Source organism: Bacillus sp. FSL K6-1284, assembly GCF_038002625.1.
Lineage (GTDB): Bacteria > Bacillota > Bacilli > Bacillales > Bacillaceae > Bacillus > Bacillus paralicheniformis.
This window is the reverse complement of the sequence record NZ_JBBOCW010000001.1, coordinates 3,934,171-3,948,228: the sequence shown is the minus strand read 5'-3', so window position 1 is coordinate 3,948,228 and position 14,058 is coordinate 3,934,171. Positions and strand designations below refer to the sequence as shown.

Here is a 14,058-nt window from a genome sequence, read left to right as displayed (position 1 = left end):
TTGCTTTATGGTTGCTTGAACTGTCATAACGGCCGGAAGAAACAACCTCTTGAAAAAAGAGGGAGAACATTTTTTCGATGGCCTCGGAGAGATAATCTGCAAGAAGGGAGTTGCCGTATTCGATGTCTTTTTTACCACAGGTTATGGGTGCAGGAGTAGGGTTTAATGCCGGAACAATGCTGTTCCAGCTTGTTGCCATGCTGATTTTGTTAGCGCTCTTGAAGAAATACGCTTTAGGGCCGCTATTAAATATAATGAAAGAGCGTGAAGACTACATTACCGGAGAGATTTCCTCTGCCGAGAAAAAGAATGAAGAAGCGAAGAAGCTCATTGAAGAGCAGCAGGCGCTTTTGAAAGAAGCGCGTGAAGAATCCCATTCTCTGATTGAAAACGCGAAAAAACTGGGAGAACAGCAAAAGGATGAAATCATCAAGGCTGCGCGCCAGGAAGCAGAACGCATGAAAGAATCAGCCAGAAGCGAGATCGTCAAAGAAAGAGACCAGGCTGTCAGCGCGCTACGTGAGCAGGTTGCATCACTGTCTGTGATGATCGCTTCGAAAGTGATCGAAAAAGAGCTTGACGAACAAGCCCAGGAAAAATTGATCCAAGACTATCTTAAAGAAGTGGGAGAAAGCCGATGAGCCAATCAGCTGTCTCCAAACGCTACGCAGCCGCTTTGTTTGACATTGCCCTTGAATCCAAGAAGGTCAATGAAATAGAAGAAGAGCTGACCGTCGTTAAGAAGATATTTATTGATCATAAAGACCTCAATGCCGTTCTGAGTCATCCTAAAGTGCCCGCTGAAAAGAAAAAGCAGATTTTAAAAGACTCGTTCGGATCTGTTTCGACTGCAGTCTTACATACGCTTTATCTTCTCGTTGACCGCAGCCGCACGTCAATCGTCCCGGATCTCGCGGACGATTATGTAAAAATGGCGAACCGGTTCCGCGGGACGGAAGACGCGATCGTATACTCTGTAAAACCGCTCAGTGAAGAGGAAATTTCCTCTTTTTCTCAAGTGTTTGCAAAAGAAGCAGGCGCCGCTTCACTGCGCGTCAGAAACGAAGTGAATCCGGATCTGATCGGCGGAGTAAAAATCCGCATCGGGAACCGTATTTATGACGGCAGTGTAAGAGGGAAGCTTGACCGGATAGAACGTCAATTAGCAGGCGAAAATCGAAAGAAGGGGTGAAACCTAAGTGAGCATCAAAGCTGAAGAAATTAGCACTCTTATTAAACAGCAAATTGAAAATTATCAGTCTGAAATAGAAGTTCACGACGTAGGTACGGTAATTCAGGTCGGTGACGGTATCGCACGCGTGCACGGCCTTGATAACTGTATGGCAGGTGAGCTTGTCGAATTTTCAAACGGTGTGCTGGGCTTAGCTCAGAACCTTGAAGAATCAAACGTAGGTATCGTTATTTTGGGACCTTACAAAGACATCCGTGAAGGTGACGAAGTCAAAAGAACCGGACGGATCATGGAAGTTCCCGTCGGTGAAGAGCTGCTCGGCCGCGTTGTCAATCCGCTCGGTCAGCCTGTAGACGGAATGGGCCCGGTTCTCACAAGCAAAACCCGTCCGATCGAAAGCCCGGCACCTGGTGTTATGGATCGTAAATCCGTTCATGAACCGCTTCAAACGGGAATTAAACCGATCGATGCGCTGATTCCTATCGGCCGCGGTCAGCGTGAGCTGATCATCGGTGACCGTCAGACGGGTAAAACATCGATTGCGATTGACACGATCTTGAACCAAAGAGATCAGGACATGATTTGTATCTATGTTGCGATCGGTCAGAAAGAATCGACTGTTCGCGGTGTCGTTGAAACGCTGCGCAAAAAAGGCGCTCTTGACTATACCATCGTTGTCACAGCTTCCGCTTCACAGCCTGCACCGCTATTGTATCTAGCGCCGTATGCGGGTGTTACGATGGGTGAAGAATTCATGTACAACGGAAAACACGTGCTGGTTGTGTATGACGACCTTTCAAAACAAGCGACGGCTTATCGTGAACTTTCCTTGCTTCTGCGCCGTCCTCCAGGCCGTGAAGCATTCCCTGGAGATGTATTCTACCTGCACTCCCGCTTGCTTGAGCGCGCTGCGAAACTGAGCGACGCTAAAGGCGGAGGATCTTTAACAGCATTGCCGTTTGTTGAAACGCAGGCTGGCGACATTTCAGCCTATATTCCGACAAACGTCATCTCAATCACAGACGGACAGATCTTCCTGCAGTCTGATTTGTTCTTCTCAGGCGTGCGCCCTGCCGTCAACCCTGGATTATCGGTATCCCGTGTCGGCGGATCTGCGCAAATCAAAGCGATGAAGAAAGTAGCCGGTACGCTTCGTCTTGACTTGGCATCTTATCGCGAGCTTGAGTCATTTGCACAGTTCGGATCTGACCTTGATAAAGCGACGCAGGCCAAGCTGAACCGTGGAGCCCGTACAGTGGAAGTTCTGAAACAGGATCTGAACCAGCCGCTCCGCGTCGAAAAGCAGGTTGCCATTCTTTATGCCCTGACCCGCGGATTCCTCGATGATGTGCCTGTAGAGGACATCAGACGCTTTGAAGAAGAGTTCTTTATGTACCTTGATCAAAACCATAAAGATCTCCTTGATTCAATTGCTCAGACAGGAAACCTTCCGGCCGACGAGGACATGAAGGCTGCGATCGAAGGCTTTAAACGTACGTTTGCACCCAGTAACTAAACATTTGAAGTGAGAAAAAGATCTTCTTTTTCTCTCTTTTTCACGTAAATTCGGAGTGAATTTGAAAACAAAAAGGTGGTGAAACCTTTTGGCCTCATTACGGGATATTAAATCCAGAATTACTTCAAATAAAAAAACGAGTCAAATCACCAAAGCTCAGCAAATGGTTTCTGCCTCAAAGCTGAACCGCGCTGAGAGTAAAGCGAAATCGTTCGTTCCATACATGGAGAAAATGCAGGAAGTCGTTGCTGATATTGCGCTTGGATACACCGGAACGCATCCGATGATGTCGAGCCGTCCCGTGAAGCGGACCGGCTATCTGGTCATCACATCTGACCGCGGACTTGCCGGCGCTTTTAACGCTAACGTTCTCCGCAAAGCGTACCAGAAAATCCAGGAACGCCATCAGTCAAAAGACGAATATGCGGTCATCGCGATCGGAAAAATGGGACGCGAGTTCTTCAAAAAACGCGGCATCCCGGTTATTTCCGAAATGACCGGCATCAGGGACGAAGTTTCCTTTCCAGAAATTAAGGATTTGGCGAACAGTACGATACAAATGTTTATCGATGAGACATTTGATGAACTTTACTTGTTCTACAACCACTTTGTCAGCGCGATTTCTCAAGAGGTGACGGAGAAAAAGCTGCTGCCATTATCAGATATCGCGCCAAACAAAAAAAGAACTTCCTATGAATTTGAACCGGACGAAGAAGAAATTTTGGAAGTGCTTCTGCCTCAGTACGCTGAGAGCTTGATTTTCGGCGCGATTCTGGACAGTAAAGCGAGTGAACATGCTGCGCGGATGACAGCGATGAAAAACGCAACGGACAATGCGAAAGAGCTTATCGCTGACCTCGAACTGTCTTACAACCGTGCTCGTCAGGCGGCGATTACGCAGGAGATTACGGAAATTGTCGGCGGTGCAGCTGCCTTAGAATAGAAAAAGCTTGTCAGGAGGGATAGAGATGAAAAAAGGACGCGTTAGCCAGGTATTGGGACCGGTCGTAGACGTTCGTTTTGAAGACGGTCACTTGCCTGAAATATATAATGCGATTAAAGTTACACATAAAGCGCAGAACGAGAATGAAGTAGATATCGAACTTACCCTTGAAGTAGCGCTTCACTTGGGTGATGATTCAGTTCGGACGATTGCAATGGCTTCAACTGACGGTGTTACACGCGGAATGGAAGCCATCGACCTGGGAGAGCCGATCTCCGTTCCGGTCGGAAACGTGACACTCGGCCGCGTATTTAATGTACTCGGGGAAAACATCGATTTGGATGAGCCGCTTCCGGCTGATGCTGCCAAAGATCCGATTCACAGAGAAGCTCCAACATTTGATCAGCTATCAACAGAGGTTGAAATCTTAGAGACGGGTATTAAAGTCGTCGACTTGCTCGCTCCATATATTAAAGGCGGAAAAATCGGTCTTTTCGGAGGAGCGGGAGTTGGAAAAACCGTCTTGATTCAGGAGCTAATCAACAACATCGCTCAAGAGCACGGCGGTATCTCTGTATTCGCGGGTGTCGGCGAGCGTACGCGTGAAGGAAACGACCTTTACTATGAAATGAAAGATTCCGGCGTTATCGGCAAAACGGCAATGGTCTTCGGTCAGATGAACGAGCCGCCTGGTGCGCGGATGCGCGTTGCCTTGACAGGACTTACAATGGCAGAGCATTTCCGTGATAAAGAAGGCCAGGACGTATTGTTCTTTATCGATAACATCTTCCGATTCACTCAAGCCGGATCTGAAGTATCTGCACTTCTTGGACGCATGCCGTCTGCGGTTGGTTATCAGCCGACGCTTGCAACTGAAATGGGTCAGCTTCAGGAACGGATCACTTCTACAAATGTCGGTTCCGTTACATCGATTCAGGCGATCTACGTTCCTGCCGATGACTATACTGACCCGGCACCGGCAACAACGTTCGCTCACTTGGATGCGACAACAAACCTTGAGCGTAAGCTGTCTGAAATGGGTATTTACCCTGCGGTTGACCCTCTGGCTTCAACTTCTCGTGCACTTGCGCCAGAAATCGTCGGAGAAGAGCACTATCAAGTGGCCCGCCAAGTACAGCAAATCCTGCAGCGCTATAAAGAGCTTCAGGATATCATTGCGATTCTCGGTATGGATGAGCTTTCTGACGATGATAAGCTTGTCGTCAGCCGTGCGCGCCGCGTACAGTTCTTCCTATCGCAAAACTTCCACGTAGCTGAACAGTTTACAGGACAAAAAGGTTCTTACGTTCCTGTCAAAGAAACGGTAAAAGGCTTTAAAGAAATCCTTGAAGGTAAGTATGATCACCTTCCAGAGGACGCTTTCCGTCTTGTCGGCCGAATCGAAGAAGTTGTCGAAAAAGCGAAAGAAATGGGTGTAGAAGTATAATCTGGTCCTAGGAGGGTAAAAGCATGAAGACCTTAAAAGTCAATATCGTTACTCCCGACGGCCCAGTATACGATGCGGATATAGAAATGGTAAGCGTTCGAGCAGAGAGCGGTGAGCTTGGTATTTTACCCGGCCATATTCCGACGGTTGCTCCGCTAAAAATTGCTGCAGTCCGTCTGAAAAAAGACGGTCAAACTGAGCTGGTTGCCGTCAGCGGGGGCATAGTTGAAGTCCGCCCTGACCATGTCACCATTCTGGCCCAGACGGCGGAAACATCTGAACAAATTGACAAAGAACGCGCCTTGGCCGCAAAACGGCGTGCCGAGGAACGTTTGCAAAAGCATACGCCAGATGTTGACATTATTCGGGCAGAGCTTGCTTTAAAACGCGCGATTAACCGGTTGGATGTTGCGAGATAAAGATGAGGATCCTTCCCATATTTAAGGATGGGAAGGGTTCTTTTATATTCATGATTAAACAGAATTGAAAATGTTGAAAAAAGTTCACAAATTGTTCGCCTTTTTAGTTTGAATCTATCTATAATACAAAATAGTAAGCTATGTTCTCTTCCGCCAGAAAGAGGATGTAAGACATTCAAGCAAACTCCTCAACATTGGCCTCAGGCAACAGAGGATCACTCCATCTATGGGAAAAAGTTCTATCCATGAACGTCTTAACATGAAACATCAAAACTGTTAAAATGACTTGAAATGACCGGCATCATTCCTTTATCCCACAGCAGAAGAGACTAGGCAGGCCGGAGCCACCAAACCGGCTGGAACGTAAGGAGGCGTCATCAATAATGGAAGAGATCGGACAACAGGCTGCTGTCAGTATCATCGTTCATCTTTTTTTTATTGCATTGACTTGGTGGGCTCTTCTGGCGGTCAAAATTGATCCGCTTATCAGGAAAGGAAAAGTCATTCAGGCGAGGGTGTTAATGATCATCATTACAATCGCCGTCGGCTCCACCGTCAGCAATTTTTTCCTGGACTATCTTTATTATTCCAGACAGCTTCAAAATTTATTTTCATGATTGAGTAAAAGAATTTTTGGGAATGGACAAATGTGGGTAACGCCGCATTCCGCAAAATCACCGGGGGACCTTGTTTTTCCACGTATGCTTTTCCTACGATCCGTCAACAATGGAGAGTAGGAGAGGATGATGCGGAATGAAGACAAAACAAACGGTTAATGCCCTCATTTTTATTGTGGTTTTATTTTTAATTGTTCATGTCTTTCAATCGCTTGAAGCAGCGGGCAATACGCCGCTGGAACAGCTGGCGGAAGGTTTGAGCCGCCATGATGTCGAGCTTGAAGAATGGACCCTGCATACAAAAAAGCAGCTTACCCTAAGTGAAAAAGATTTTTTTGCAAAACTGAAACATTTCAAGAAACAGCATCGACAATATCAATGGACTATAACGCGGGAAGACGATGATACAGTTAAAGCAACAGGTGTTTTTCAGGACAAAAAAAATCACATCAATTCCAAAATACATTTGGTATCCACCCACAAAAACCAGAGACTTGTTTCGTATTTATTGTATGAGCAAAAAGGCGCGGGACCACGGGAAAACTGGAATACTACATATAAGCAGTTTGAACGGGATGCATTCGACATAATGCGAGAAAAGACCGCAATTTTTACTTGTCTAAAGGGCCATTTAAATGGTATGATGAATGTTGTTTTGCAAAAAAAAGCAAATGAACTAGTACATGAATTTGATGCAAAGTCAGTTGAAGATTTAATCGAACCAAATTTCGTTTCTATTTCTGCTTACACTAACGAGTGGAAAGAATCCATCAAGACAGAAAAACACCGTATGAATCTGCAAGTCTCGCTTAGAAATGCGGGAATGGGCGAAAAACTTACCGTCACGGTTGGCACACCAATCGTCACGACTGAATATTAATATAGAGAAATTGGGACGCGGAGGGGAATACCTTGGAAAAAATCATCGTCCGCGGCGGTCGAAAGTTAAACGGCACAGTCAAAGTTGAAGGAGCAAAAAATGCCGTTTTACCAGTTATCGCTGCATCTTTATTAGCCAGTGAAGAAAAAAGCGTAATATGTGATGTGCCTACGCTCTCCGATGTATATACGATTAACGAAGTGTTACGTCATTTAGGCGCAAGTGTACATTTTGAAAATAATACAGTAACGGTTGATGCATCTCGCACTTTGTCTACGGAAGCTCCGTTTGAATATGTTCGTAAAATGCGCGCATCTGTATTGGTGATGGGTCCGCTTCTTGCTCGCACAGGTCACTCGAGAGTGGCTTTGCCTGGAGGATGTGCAATCGGTTCAAGACCGATCGATCAGCATCTGAAAGGCTTTGAAGCAATGGGCGCAAAAATTAAAGTCGGAAACGGCTTTATTGAAGCGACTGTAGAAGGCCGCCTTCAAGGCGCAAAAATTTATCTTGATTTTCCTAGTGTCGGAGCAACTGAAAACCTGATCATGGCTGCAGCTTTGGCTGAGGGCACGACAACGCTCGAAAATGCTGCTAAAGAGCCTGAAATCGTTGATCTGGCTAACTATATCAATGCAATGGGCGGTAAAATTCGGGGTGCCGGTACAGGCACCATTAAAATTGAAGGCGTTAGGGCGCTTCATGGTACAAAACATACCATTATTCCTGACCGGATCGAGGCGGGTACGTTCATGGTTGCCGCTGCGATTACCGAAGGGAACGTACTGGTAAAGGGAGCGGTTCCTGAGCACTTAACATCTTTAATTGCGAAAATGGAAGAAATGGGCGTTCAAATCATGGAAGAAGGAGACGGTCTTCGGATCATCGGTCCTTCTGAATTGAAGCCTATTGATTTAAAAACAATGCCACATCCAGGTTTCCCGACTGATATGCAGTCTCAGATGATGGCTCTTTTGATGCGCGCAAATGGAACCAGCATGATCACAGAAACCGTCTTTGAGAACCGCTTCATGCATGCGGAAGAATTCCGCCGTATGAACGGAGATATTAAAATCGAAGGCCGTTCTGTCATTATTAATGGTCCTGTGCAGCTTCAAGGTGCTGAGGTGGCCGCAACGGATCTTCGCGCCGGCGCAGCTCTTATCCTTGCTGGCCTTGTCGCTGACGGTCATACGCGCGTAACCGAATTAAAACATTTAGACCGGGGATATGTCAACTTCCACCAAAAACTTGCCGGTATCGGTGCTGATATTGAGCGCGTTAACGATGAAGAAGCGGTTCATATTGAAAATAAAGAAGTTGTATCCGATTTAAACGCATAAATCAACGTGAAATCAGTATGTCATCCGGCATACTGATTTTTATGTTTCAAGTATTCTATATCAGTATGTCTCCCATATCTATCATTATGCACAAGAATGGCTTTTAAAATACGCAGCCGCAGTTGAAAAGTACAGTCATATTAGCTTGTCCCCGCCCATAAAATGAAAGAGACAAAACAGAAATGGGGGCACTGATTTGAAACAGCTATTTATTGTACTAGCAGGAATCTGCATGCTGATTTTACTCATACCAACACTGCTTGTCCTCCCTTTTCACGGGGGACCGGGGGCAATCAAAACAGAAAAGCACGCTCAGCAACACGAGGAAAAAAAGAAAGTCACCTTAAAAGAGTCTCCCGTTTCAATTCCGGTCTACAGAACGGCTGACCGGAAAGTTGAAGACATTCCGCTTGAAGAGTATGTCATTGGTGTCGTTGCTTCGGAAATGCCGGCTGATTTCGATATCGAAGCTTTGAAAGCACAAGCGCTCGCGGCCCGCACATATATTGTGAGGCAAATGGTATCAGAGCAGGCTGTCCGATCGCCGAAGGGCTCGCTCGTCGATGATACGCAGATGTTCCAGGTGTATAAAAACAAAGAAGAGCTCCGCAGGCTGTGGAAGAAAGATTACGATTGGAAAATCAAAAAAGTGACCGAAGCTGTCGCCAGTACGCAAGGCAAAATTTTAACCTATGATCATAAGCCAATTGACGCTTCGTTTTTCTCGACGAGCAACGGGTACACCGAGAATGCGGGGGCTTATTGGACAAGTGATATTCCGTACCTGCAAAGCGTGAAAAGCTCCTGGGATACAAAGTCGCCGAAATTCCTGAACCACAAAACGTTTACTGTCACTGAATTTGAACAAAAGCTCGGCGTGAAGCTGCCCAGCTCAAACAGCATTGGGAAGATCACTGAAAGAACGCCGGGAAAACGCGTAGCGACTGCTGTCATTAATGGAAAGAAGCTTGAGGGAAGAGATATTCGTGAAAAGCTCGGCCTCAAATCGGCAGACTTTGATTGGAAACGCGACGGGAATCAGATTACCGTCACGACGAGGGGTTTTGGACATGGAGTAGGAATGAGCCAATACGGCGCACATTATATGGCGAAAGACGGCAAGAAAGCGGAAGCCATCGTCAAGTATTATTACAAAGGAACAGCCGTATCCAATGCTGATGAATTTTTAAATAAATACATGGCGAAGAAATAATAAAGAGACGTCTGCCTCATTGGCGACGTCTTTTGAATGTCATCAAATTTGGCATTCTTATGAAGTTGATGTACGCCAAAATATTATACAAATATTTCAAGAATCATGTGCCGGAGGGCTTGCTGAACAGCGTCAAAAGGCCGTAAATCTCTTGTCAATATAAGGGTTCACAGGCTATAAAGTCTATTTTATCTGCTTGTTGTATGCTGAAATGAATAACGAGGAAAAGGAGACATGCCCTATTTATTTCTCCCTGGTGTTCTTCTACGATAATAATGTGTTAACGACTTTATTTAAGAAAGGGGAAAGGGAGAAATGAAGAAGAAGCTGACATTAGGGATTTTGACCGCTATGGTTCTTAGCCTTGGTTCACCTGCTTTCGCAGCTGAGAAAAAACAGGAGGTAACAGTTGCTGAAGATTCGCCTAACATCGCGATTATGCTTGATGCAAGCGGCAGCATGGCTAAAAAGATCGGCGGAGTCTCAAAATACGAGCTTGCCAAAAATGAGGCGTTTAGCTTTGGTTCTAAGCTTGAAAATGCAAACGTGCTCATGAGGGTTTTCGGTTCAGAGGGAAACAATAAAAACTCCGGAAAAGTACAATCCTGCAATGCAATCAGAGGAGTGTACGGATTCCAAACGTATGACGAGCAAAGCTTCCGCAATTCATTAAACGGCATCGGACCAACTGGATGGACACCGATTGCAAACGCGCTGCAAGATGCCAAAAACGCGCTTGACCAGCAGAACAACAACGGGAAAAACGTCGTCTATCTGCTGACAGACGGTGAGGAAACATGCGGAGGCAACCCGGTAAAAGTCGCAACAGAACTGCGCAAATCTAATGCGGTTGTCAACGTAATCGGCTTTGATTATGAAGGAGATTTTCACGGACAATTGACAAGCATCGCAGCAGCCGGCGGCGGTGAATATTTCCAAGCAAAAACCAAAAATGACATCAAAAGAATTTTCACTCAGGAAGCAATCGAGCTTTCTAAATAAACTGGAAAAAAGCTGTGGACATGTTTCCGCAGCTTTCCTTTTTTGATGAAAAGATTGTCAAAAGTCAAGTAAAACACTTTACAAATATTAAGTTATTGTTTCAGAACGTTGAACCCCGCTGAATCCTTTGGAGGGGTAATTTGTCGTAACTGTTGTTTTATTGGGACGAAAACGGTCTTTTAGCGGACTTTTTTGGTAGGACTTAAGTGGAAGTGTCGGTCGATTATCGTAAGGATTATGAAGAATTTGTGAATTTGAAAAGGAGATCCGGCCTATTTATTTCTATCAAGCCTTCTTTTACGATGTTGGTGGACTAGATCTCATGCGGAAGTTCGGTCCGAAAAAAAGTGCGGAAAGGAAAGTGAGAAAGGTGAAAAAAAGGTTTACTCTGTTAACAACGTTCACCATGCTTTTGTCATTGGCTCCGGCTGCTGCTTTCGCGGCTGAAGACGGAAATGCGGACAACAGCAAAAAAGATGTCAATGTTGCAGTTGTGCTTGATGCAAGCGGCAGCATGGCACAAAAGGTTGAAGGAGAAAGAAAATTTGATATTGCCAAAGAATCCGTAACCGACTTTGCTGACCTGCTTTCAAGCGATGCGAATGTTATGCTGAATGTGTTCGGACATAAAGGCAACAATAAAAACTCCGGAAAAGAACTATCTTGCGGTACGACGGAAACCGTCTATGATCTGCAGCCGTTTTCTTCCAACTCGTTCGAAAACGCTTTAAGCGGAATTAGGCCTACAGGCTGGTCTCCGATTGCAAAATCTCTTTATGATGTAAAAGAAGATCTTGCCGATAAAGATGGTAAGAATTATGTTTACATCGTGACAGACGGTGAAGAAACATGCGGAGGAGACCCTGTTCAGGCAGCGAAAGATCTGCGCAAATCCAACATTAAAACAATCGTCAACATTGTTGGACTTGATGTGAAAACCGTGAAAGAAAAAGCTAAGCTTAAAAAAGTAGCTGCTGCTGGCGGCGGAAAATTGATTGAAGCCGACTCAGCTTCTGATTTTAAAAAGGTATGGAAAGAAGAAGGCGTAAAACTGTCTCAGTAACTCCGTACGAGAGCGGGACGGCCGCAGTGCCGTCCCGACCTTCTGTTAAGCTAATCTGTCGACATTTCGAGTTCTTCGATTCGTTTTTCTGCATAGCGCGGATCTTTTCTTGAATGGAAAATCTCCGCCTTTTCAATCATGACCGCCGTGTTGTATTCCGGAATACGGGCATGGTTTTCGTATACGCCTTTAGGGATCAGGACATTTCCTTCCGGCCAGTAGACCGCCGTGTTTCCGCGTTGTACGGTGGCATATTTTGCCCGGCCTTGGAAAGTTCCGTAGCGGTTGAATAGAACGATCGCTTCTCCATCTTGAATATAAAGCTCCTCGGCATCTTTTGGATTGATCATGACATCCCGGCGATCTGCCGCGTTGAAAGGATCTTTTTCACTATAAATCATCGAGTTGAACTGTTTTCCCCTCCTTGTCGTCACGAGGAAGCGTCCTTCAGTTTGTCTGTTTTCAGGAAGATCGACGGGGATCAGGTTACCCTTACCGTCTGCCGTCGGACACATCCCGCCTTCACAAAGCCAGGCGCCGCCCCATTGAAAGACATCTCCGCGTTTTTTTATATGCTGAATCCCGTCATAATTCCGGTTGGCAGCAGCGATTTCTTCACGGATTTCTGCAGCGTCGTCAAAATGGATCAGTTCTTTGTCTGCGGGCCGAACCCGTTTGGCAAGATCCATATAAATTTCCCATTCAGAACGGGCTTCTCCGATGCGCGGTCCTTTAATTTCAGGGCTGAAATAGACCATCCGTTCCGTACTGGTCGAGGTTCCTCCGCCAGGCTGTTCATATCTTGTCATTGCGGGGAGAATGATAACTTCTTCTTTGGCATCGACAAGGGTGGAAGTATTGAAGATGATGTCCTGATGGACTCTCATCTCAACTTCCTGTAATGCTTTTTTGATAAAATCGGGGTTCGGCATCGTTTCCAAAAAGTTGCCTCCGCTTGTATAAAACACTTTTACTTTTCTTTCGCTTTCGTTCGGCAGCAGCATGTTTTCGATTGTCTGGCCGATCGTATCGCCTTGCCAAGTCGGTATACGGAAGCCCCAAATCTTCTCGATCCGTGCGGTAGTTTCTTCGTCAAAATCACCGCCTGGCAGGACGAAAGGATCGGCACCCATTTCTCCAGAACCCTGCACACCGCTGTGCCCTCTGATCGGCATAAGGCCGCAATGCTTTCTGCCGATGAATCCTTGTAAAAGGGCGAGATTTGCCACCTGTGAAATGTTGTCGGTCGCAAAACGGTGCTGTGTGAGTCCCATGCTCCAAATGAAAACGCCGGTTTTCGCCCGGGCCAGCAAGATGGCGAATTCTTTCATTCTATCTTTCGATATGCCGGATGACTCTTCAAGCGTCTTCCAATTTTGTTTTTCGATATGCTGTTTAAGCTCATTGAATCCGTTTGTGTGTGCTTCGATAAAAGCGCGGTCAATGCTTGAACCGGGGGCCTCCCGTTCCATTTCAAACCAGTGCTTCATTACCCCGTTCATAAAGGCAATGTCGCCGCCGATATTGACTTGGTATACGTCATCAGTGATTTTGGTGCCGAAAAGGGCGCTCTCAGCTATCGATGGAATCCAGTATTTCTCCATCGAAGGTTCCAGGTACGGGTTGATCATAATGATTTTTGTTCCCGCTTTTTTGGCGGCATACATGTATTTTGTTGACACCGGCTGGTTATTGGCGGCGACAGATCCCCAGAAGACGAGGACATCCGTCCCGATCCAGTCTCGGTAGCTGCAGCTTGAGGCGCCGATGCCAAGGGACCTTTTTAAAGCTGTTTTGCTTGGCGAGTGGCAGATCCGCGAGGCGTTGTCAATGTTGTTTGTGCCGATAAACCGAGCCGCTTTTGCGGCTGTATAGTATACCTCATTCGTAATACCCCTGGCCGTTAAATAAAAGGCGAGCTGTCGTTTATCAATCGATTTGATTTTGTCCGCGATTCGACTGAGCGCTTCGTCCCATGAAATTCTCGAAAACGACCGTTCTCCTTTTTTTCTCGACAGCGGATAAGGGATGCGTCCGAGCTTTCTCAGCTCGGTGCTGTCCAGCTTTCTCAACTGTTCAATGTCGGCGGACAGCCAATTGTCCTCGATCGCTGGCATCGTATTTAAGCGGAGGACGTTCAGCCGCGTCGTGCATAGATGAGGCCCTGTGAGCGTCTGATCACGGAGCCCGGATACACCGAGCGCACAGCCGTCGCACACGCCTTGCGTCAAAATTCTGTAGGCGTACGAAATGTTGTCTTTATTGTCCCATGCCGTTTTCATCGTATCTCTGATATGCTTTGGCTTTACCTTTCCGAGTCCCAGCGGCGCCCAAGACGCCCACAGTTTTGGCGCGGGCTTTTTATTCAGCTTCATCGGACCTTCATGCTTTGTTTTTCCCATTCCATTCTCTCCTTTCCAGCG

13 protein-coding genes are annotated in these 14,058 nt (G+C 46.3%); 12 read left to right on the top strand and 1 reads right to left on the bottom strand.

From position 1 onward, the window contains the following. Positions 1 to 122: 122 nt before the first annotated feature. From atpF to MHB72_RS20125, 12 genes are all read left to right on the top strand, one after another. Positions 123 to 641, top strand: a complete 519-nt coding sequence (gene atpF, locus MHB72_RS20180) for a F0F1 ATP synthase subunit B (RefSeq protein ID WP_020453259.1) — start codon at positions 123 to 125, stop codon at positions 639 to 641. Then, positions 638 to 1,192 carry a F0F1 ATP synthase subunit delta gene (locus MHB72_RS20175; RefSeq protein ID WP_020453258.1) on the top strand — a complete coding sequence of 185 codons (555 nt, stop codon included), beginning with the start codon at positions 638 to 640 and terminating at the stop codon, positions 1,190 to 1,192. The genes atpF and MHB72_RS20175 overlap by 4 nt, the downstream gene beginning before the upstream one ends. Before the next feature lie 7 nt (positions 1,193 to 1,199). Next, on the top strand, positions 1,200 to 2,708 hold the full coding sequence (gene atpA / locus MHB72_RS20170; RefSeq protein ID WP_020453257.1) for a F0F1 ATP synthase subunit alpha: 1,509 nt from the start codon (positions 1,200 to 1,202) through the stop codon (positions 2,706 to 2,708). 88 nt (positions 2,709 to 2,796) lie between these two features. Continuing rightward, positions 2,797 to 3,651 carry an ATP synthase F1 subunit gamma gene (gene atpG / locus MHB72_RS20165; protein WP_020453256.1) on the top strand — a complete coding sequence of 285 codons (855 nt, stop codon included), beginning with the start codon at positions 2,797 to 2,799 and terminating at the stop codon, positions 3,649 to 3,651. Positions 3,652 to 3,676: 25 nt separating this feature from the next. After that, entirely contained in the window at positions 3,677 to 5,098 is a 1,422-nt protein-coding gene (atpD, locus tag MHB72_RS20160; RefSeq protein ID WP_020453255.1) for a F0F1 ATP synthase subunit beta, read from the top strand. A 23-nt stretch (positions 5,099 to 5,121) separates the two neighbouring features. Next, positions 5,122 to 5,517 (top strand): F0F1 ATP synthase subunit epsilon, encoded by a 396-nt coding sequence (locus tag MHB72_RS20155; RefSeq protein ID WP_020453254.1) that lies wholly within the window; start codon positions 5,122 to 5,124, stop codon positions 5,515 to 5,517. Positions 5,518 to 5,900: 383 nt separating this feature from the next. After that, positions 5,901 to 6,134 carry a DUF1146 family protein gene (locus MHB72_RS20150; RefSeq protein ID WP_216919329.1) on the top strand — a complete coding sequence of 78 codons (234 nt, stop codon included), beginning with the start codon at positions 5,901 to 5,903 and terminating at the stop codon, positions 6,132 to 6,134. 136 nt (positions 6,135 to 6,270) lie between these two features. Continuing rightward, a complete protein-coding gene (locus MHB72_RS20145) occupies positions 6,271 to 7,014 on the top strand; it encodes a YwmB family TATA-box binding protein (protein ID WP_020453253.1) in 744 nt (247 codons plus the stop codon). A gap of 32 nt (positions 7,015 to 7,046) precedes the next feature. Beyond that, entirely contained in the window at positions 7,047 to 8,357 is a 1,311-nt protein-coding gene (murA, locus tag MHB72_RS20140; protein WP_216919331.1) for a UDP-N-acetylglucosamine 1-carboxyvinyltransferase, read from the top strand. 196 nt (positions 8,358 to 8,553) lie between these two features. Beyond that, a complete protein-coding gene (spoIID, locus tag MHB72_RS20135; protein ID WP_023857085.1) occupies positions 8,554 to 9,570 on the top strand; it encodes a stage II sporulation protein D in 1,017 nt (338 codons plus the stop codon). Between the two features lie 315 nt (positions 9,571 to 9,885). Continuing rightward, on the top strand, positions 9,886 to 10,572 hold the full coding sequence (locus MHB72_RS20130; RefSeq protein ID WP_023857087.1) for a VWA domain-containing protein: 687 nt from the start codon (positions 9,886 to 9,888) through the stop codon (positions 10,570 to 10,572). A 370-nt stretch (positions 10,573 to 10,942) separates the two neighbouring features. Continuing rightward, positions 10,943 to 11,635: a VWA domain-containing protein gene (locus MHB72_RS20125; protein ID WP_216919333.1), complete on the top strand. Its 693-nt coding sequence runs from the start codon at positions 10,943 to 10,945 to the stop codon at positions 11,633 to 11,635. A gap of 50 nt (positions 11,636 to 11,685) precedes the next feature. Here the strand turns inward: MHB72_RS20125 and MHB72_RS20120 are convergent, their stop codons facing one another. After that, on the bottom strand, positions 11,686 to 14,037 hold the full coding sequence (locus MHB72_RS20120; protein WP_216919335.1) for an FdhF/YdeP family oxidoreductase: 2,352 nt from the start codon (positions 14,035 to 14,037) through the stop codon (positions 11,686 to 11,688). Positions 14,038 to 14,058 lie beyond the last annotated feature (21 nt).

Excerpts from the sequence above, each read along its gene's own strand:
- atpF (WP_020453259.1), top strand. The coding sequence starts at position 123 with ATGTCTTTTTTACCACAGGTTATGGGTGCAGGAGTAGGGTTTAATGCC.
- MHB72_RS20175 (WP_020453258.1), top strand. The coding sequence starts at position 638 with ATGAGCCAATCAGCTGTCTCCAAACGCTACGCAGCCGCTTTGTTTGAC.
- atpD (WP_020453255.1), top strand. The coding sequence starts at position 3,677 with ATGAAAAAAGGACGCGTTAGCCAGGTATTGGGACCGGTCGTAGACGTT.
- MHB72_RS20155 (WP_020453254.1), top strand. The coding sequence starts at position 5,122 with ATGAAGACCTTAAAAGTCAATATCGTTACTCCCGACGGCCCAGTATAC.
- MHB72_RS20150 (WP_216919329.1), top strand. The coding sequence starts at position 5,901 with ATGGAAGAGATCGGACAACAGGCTGCTGTCAGTATCATCGTTCATCTT.
- MHB72_RS20145 (WP_020453253.1), top strand. The coding sequence starts at position 6,271 with ATGAAGACAAAACAAACGGTTAATGCCCTCATTTTTATTGTGGTTTTA.
- MHB72_RS20130 (WP_023857087.1), top strand. The coding sequence starts at position 9,886 with ATGAAGAAGAAGCTGACATTAGGGATTTTGACCGCTATGGTTCTTAGC.
- MHB72_RS20120 (WP_216919335.1), bottom strand. The coding sequence starts at position 14,037 with ATGGGAAAAACAAAGCATGAAGGTCCGATGAAGCTGAATAAAAAGCCC.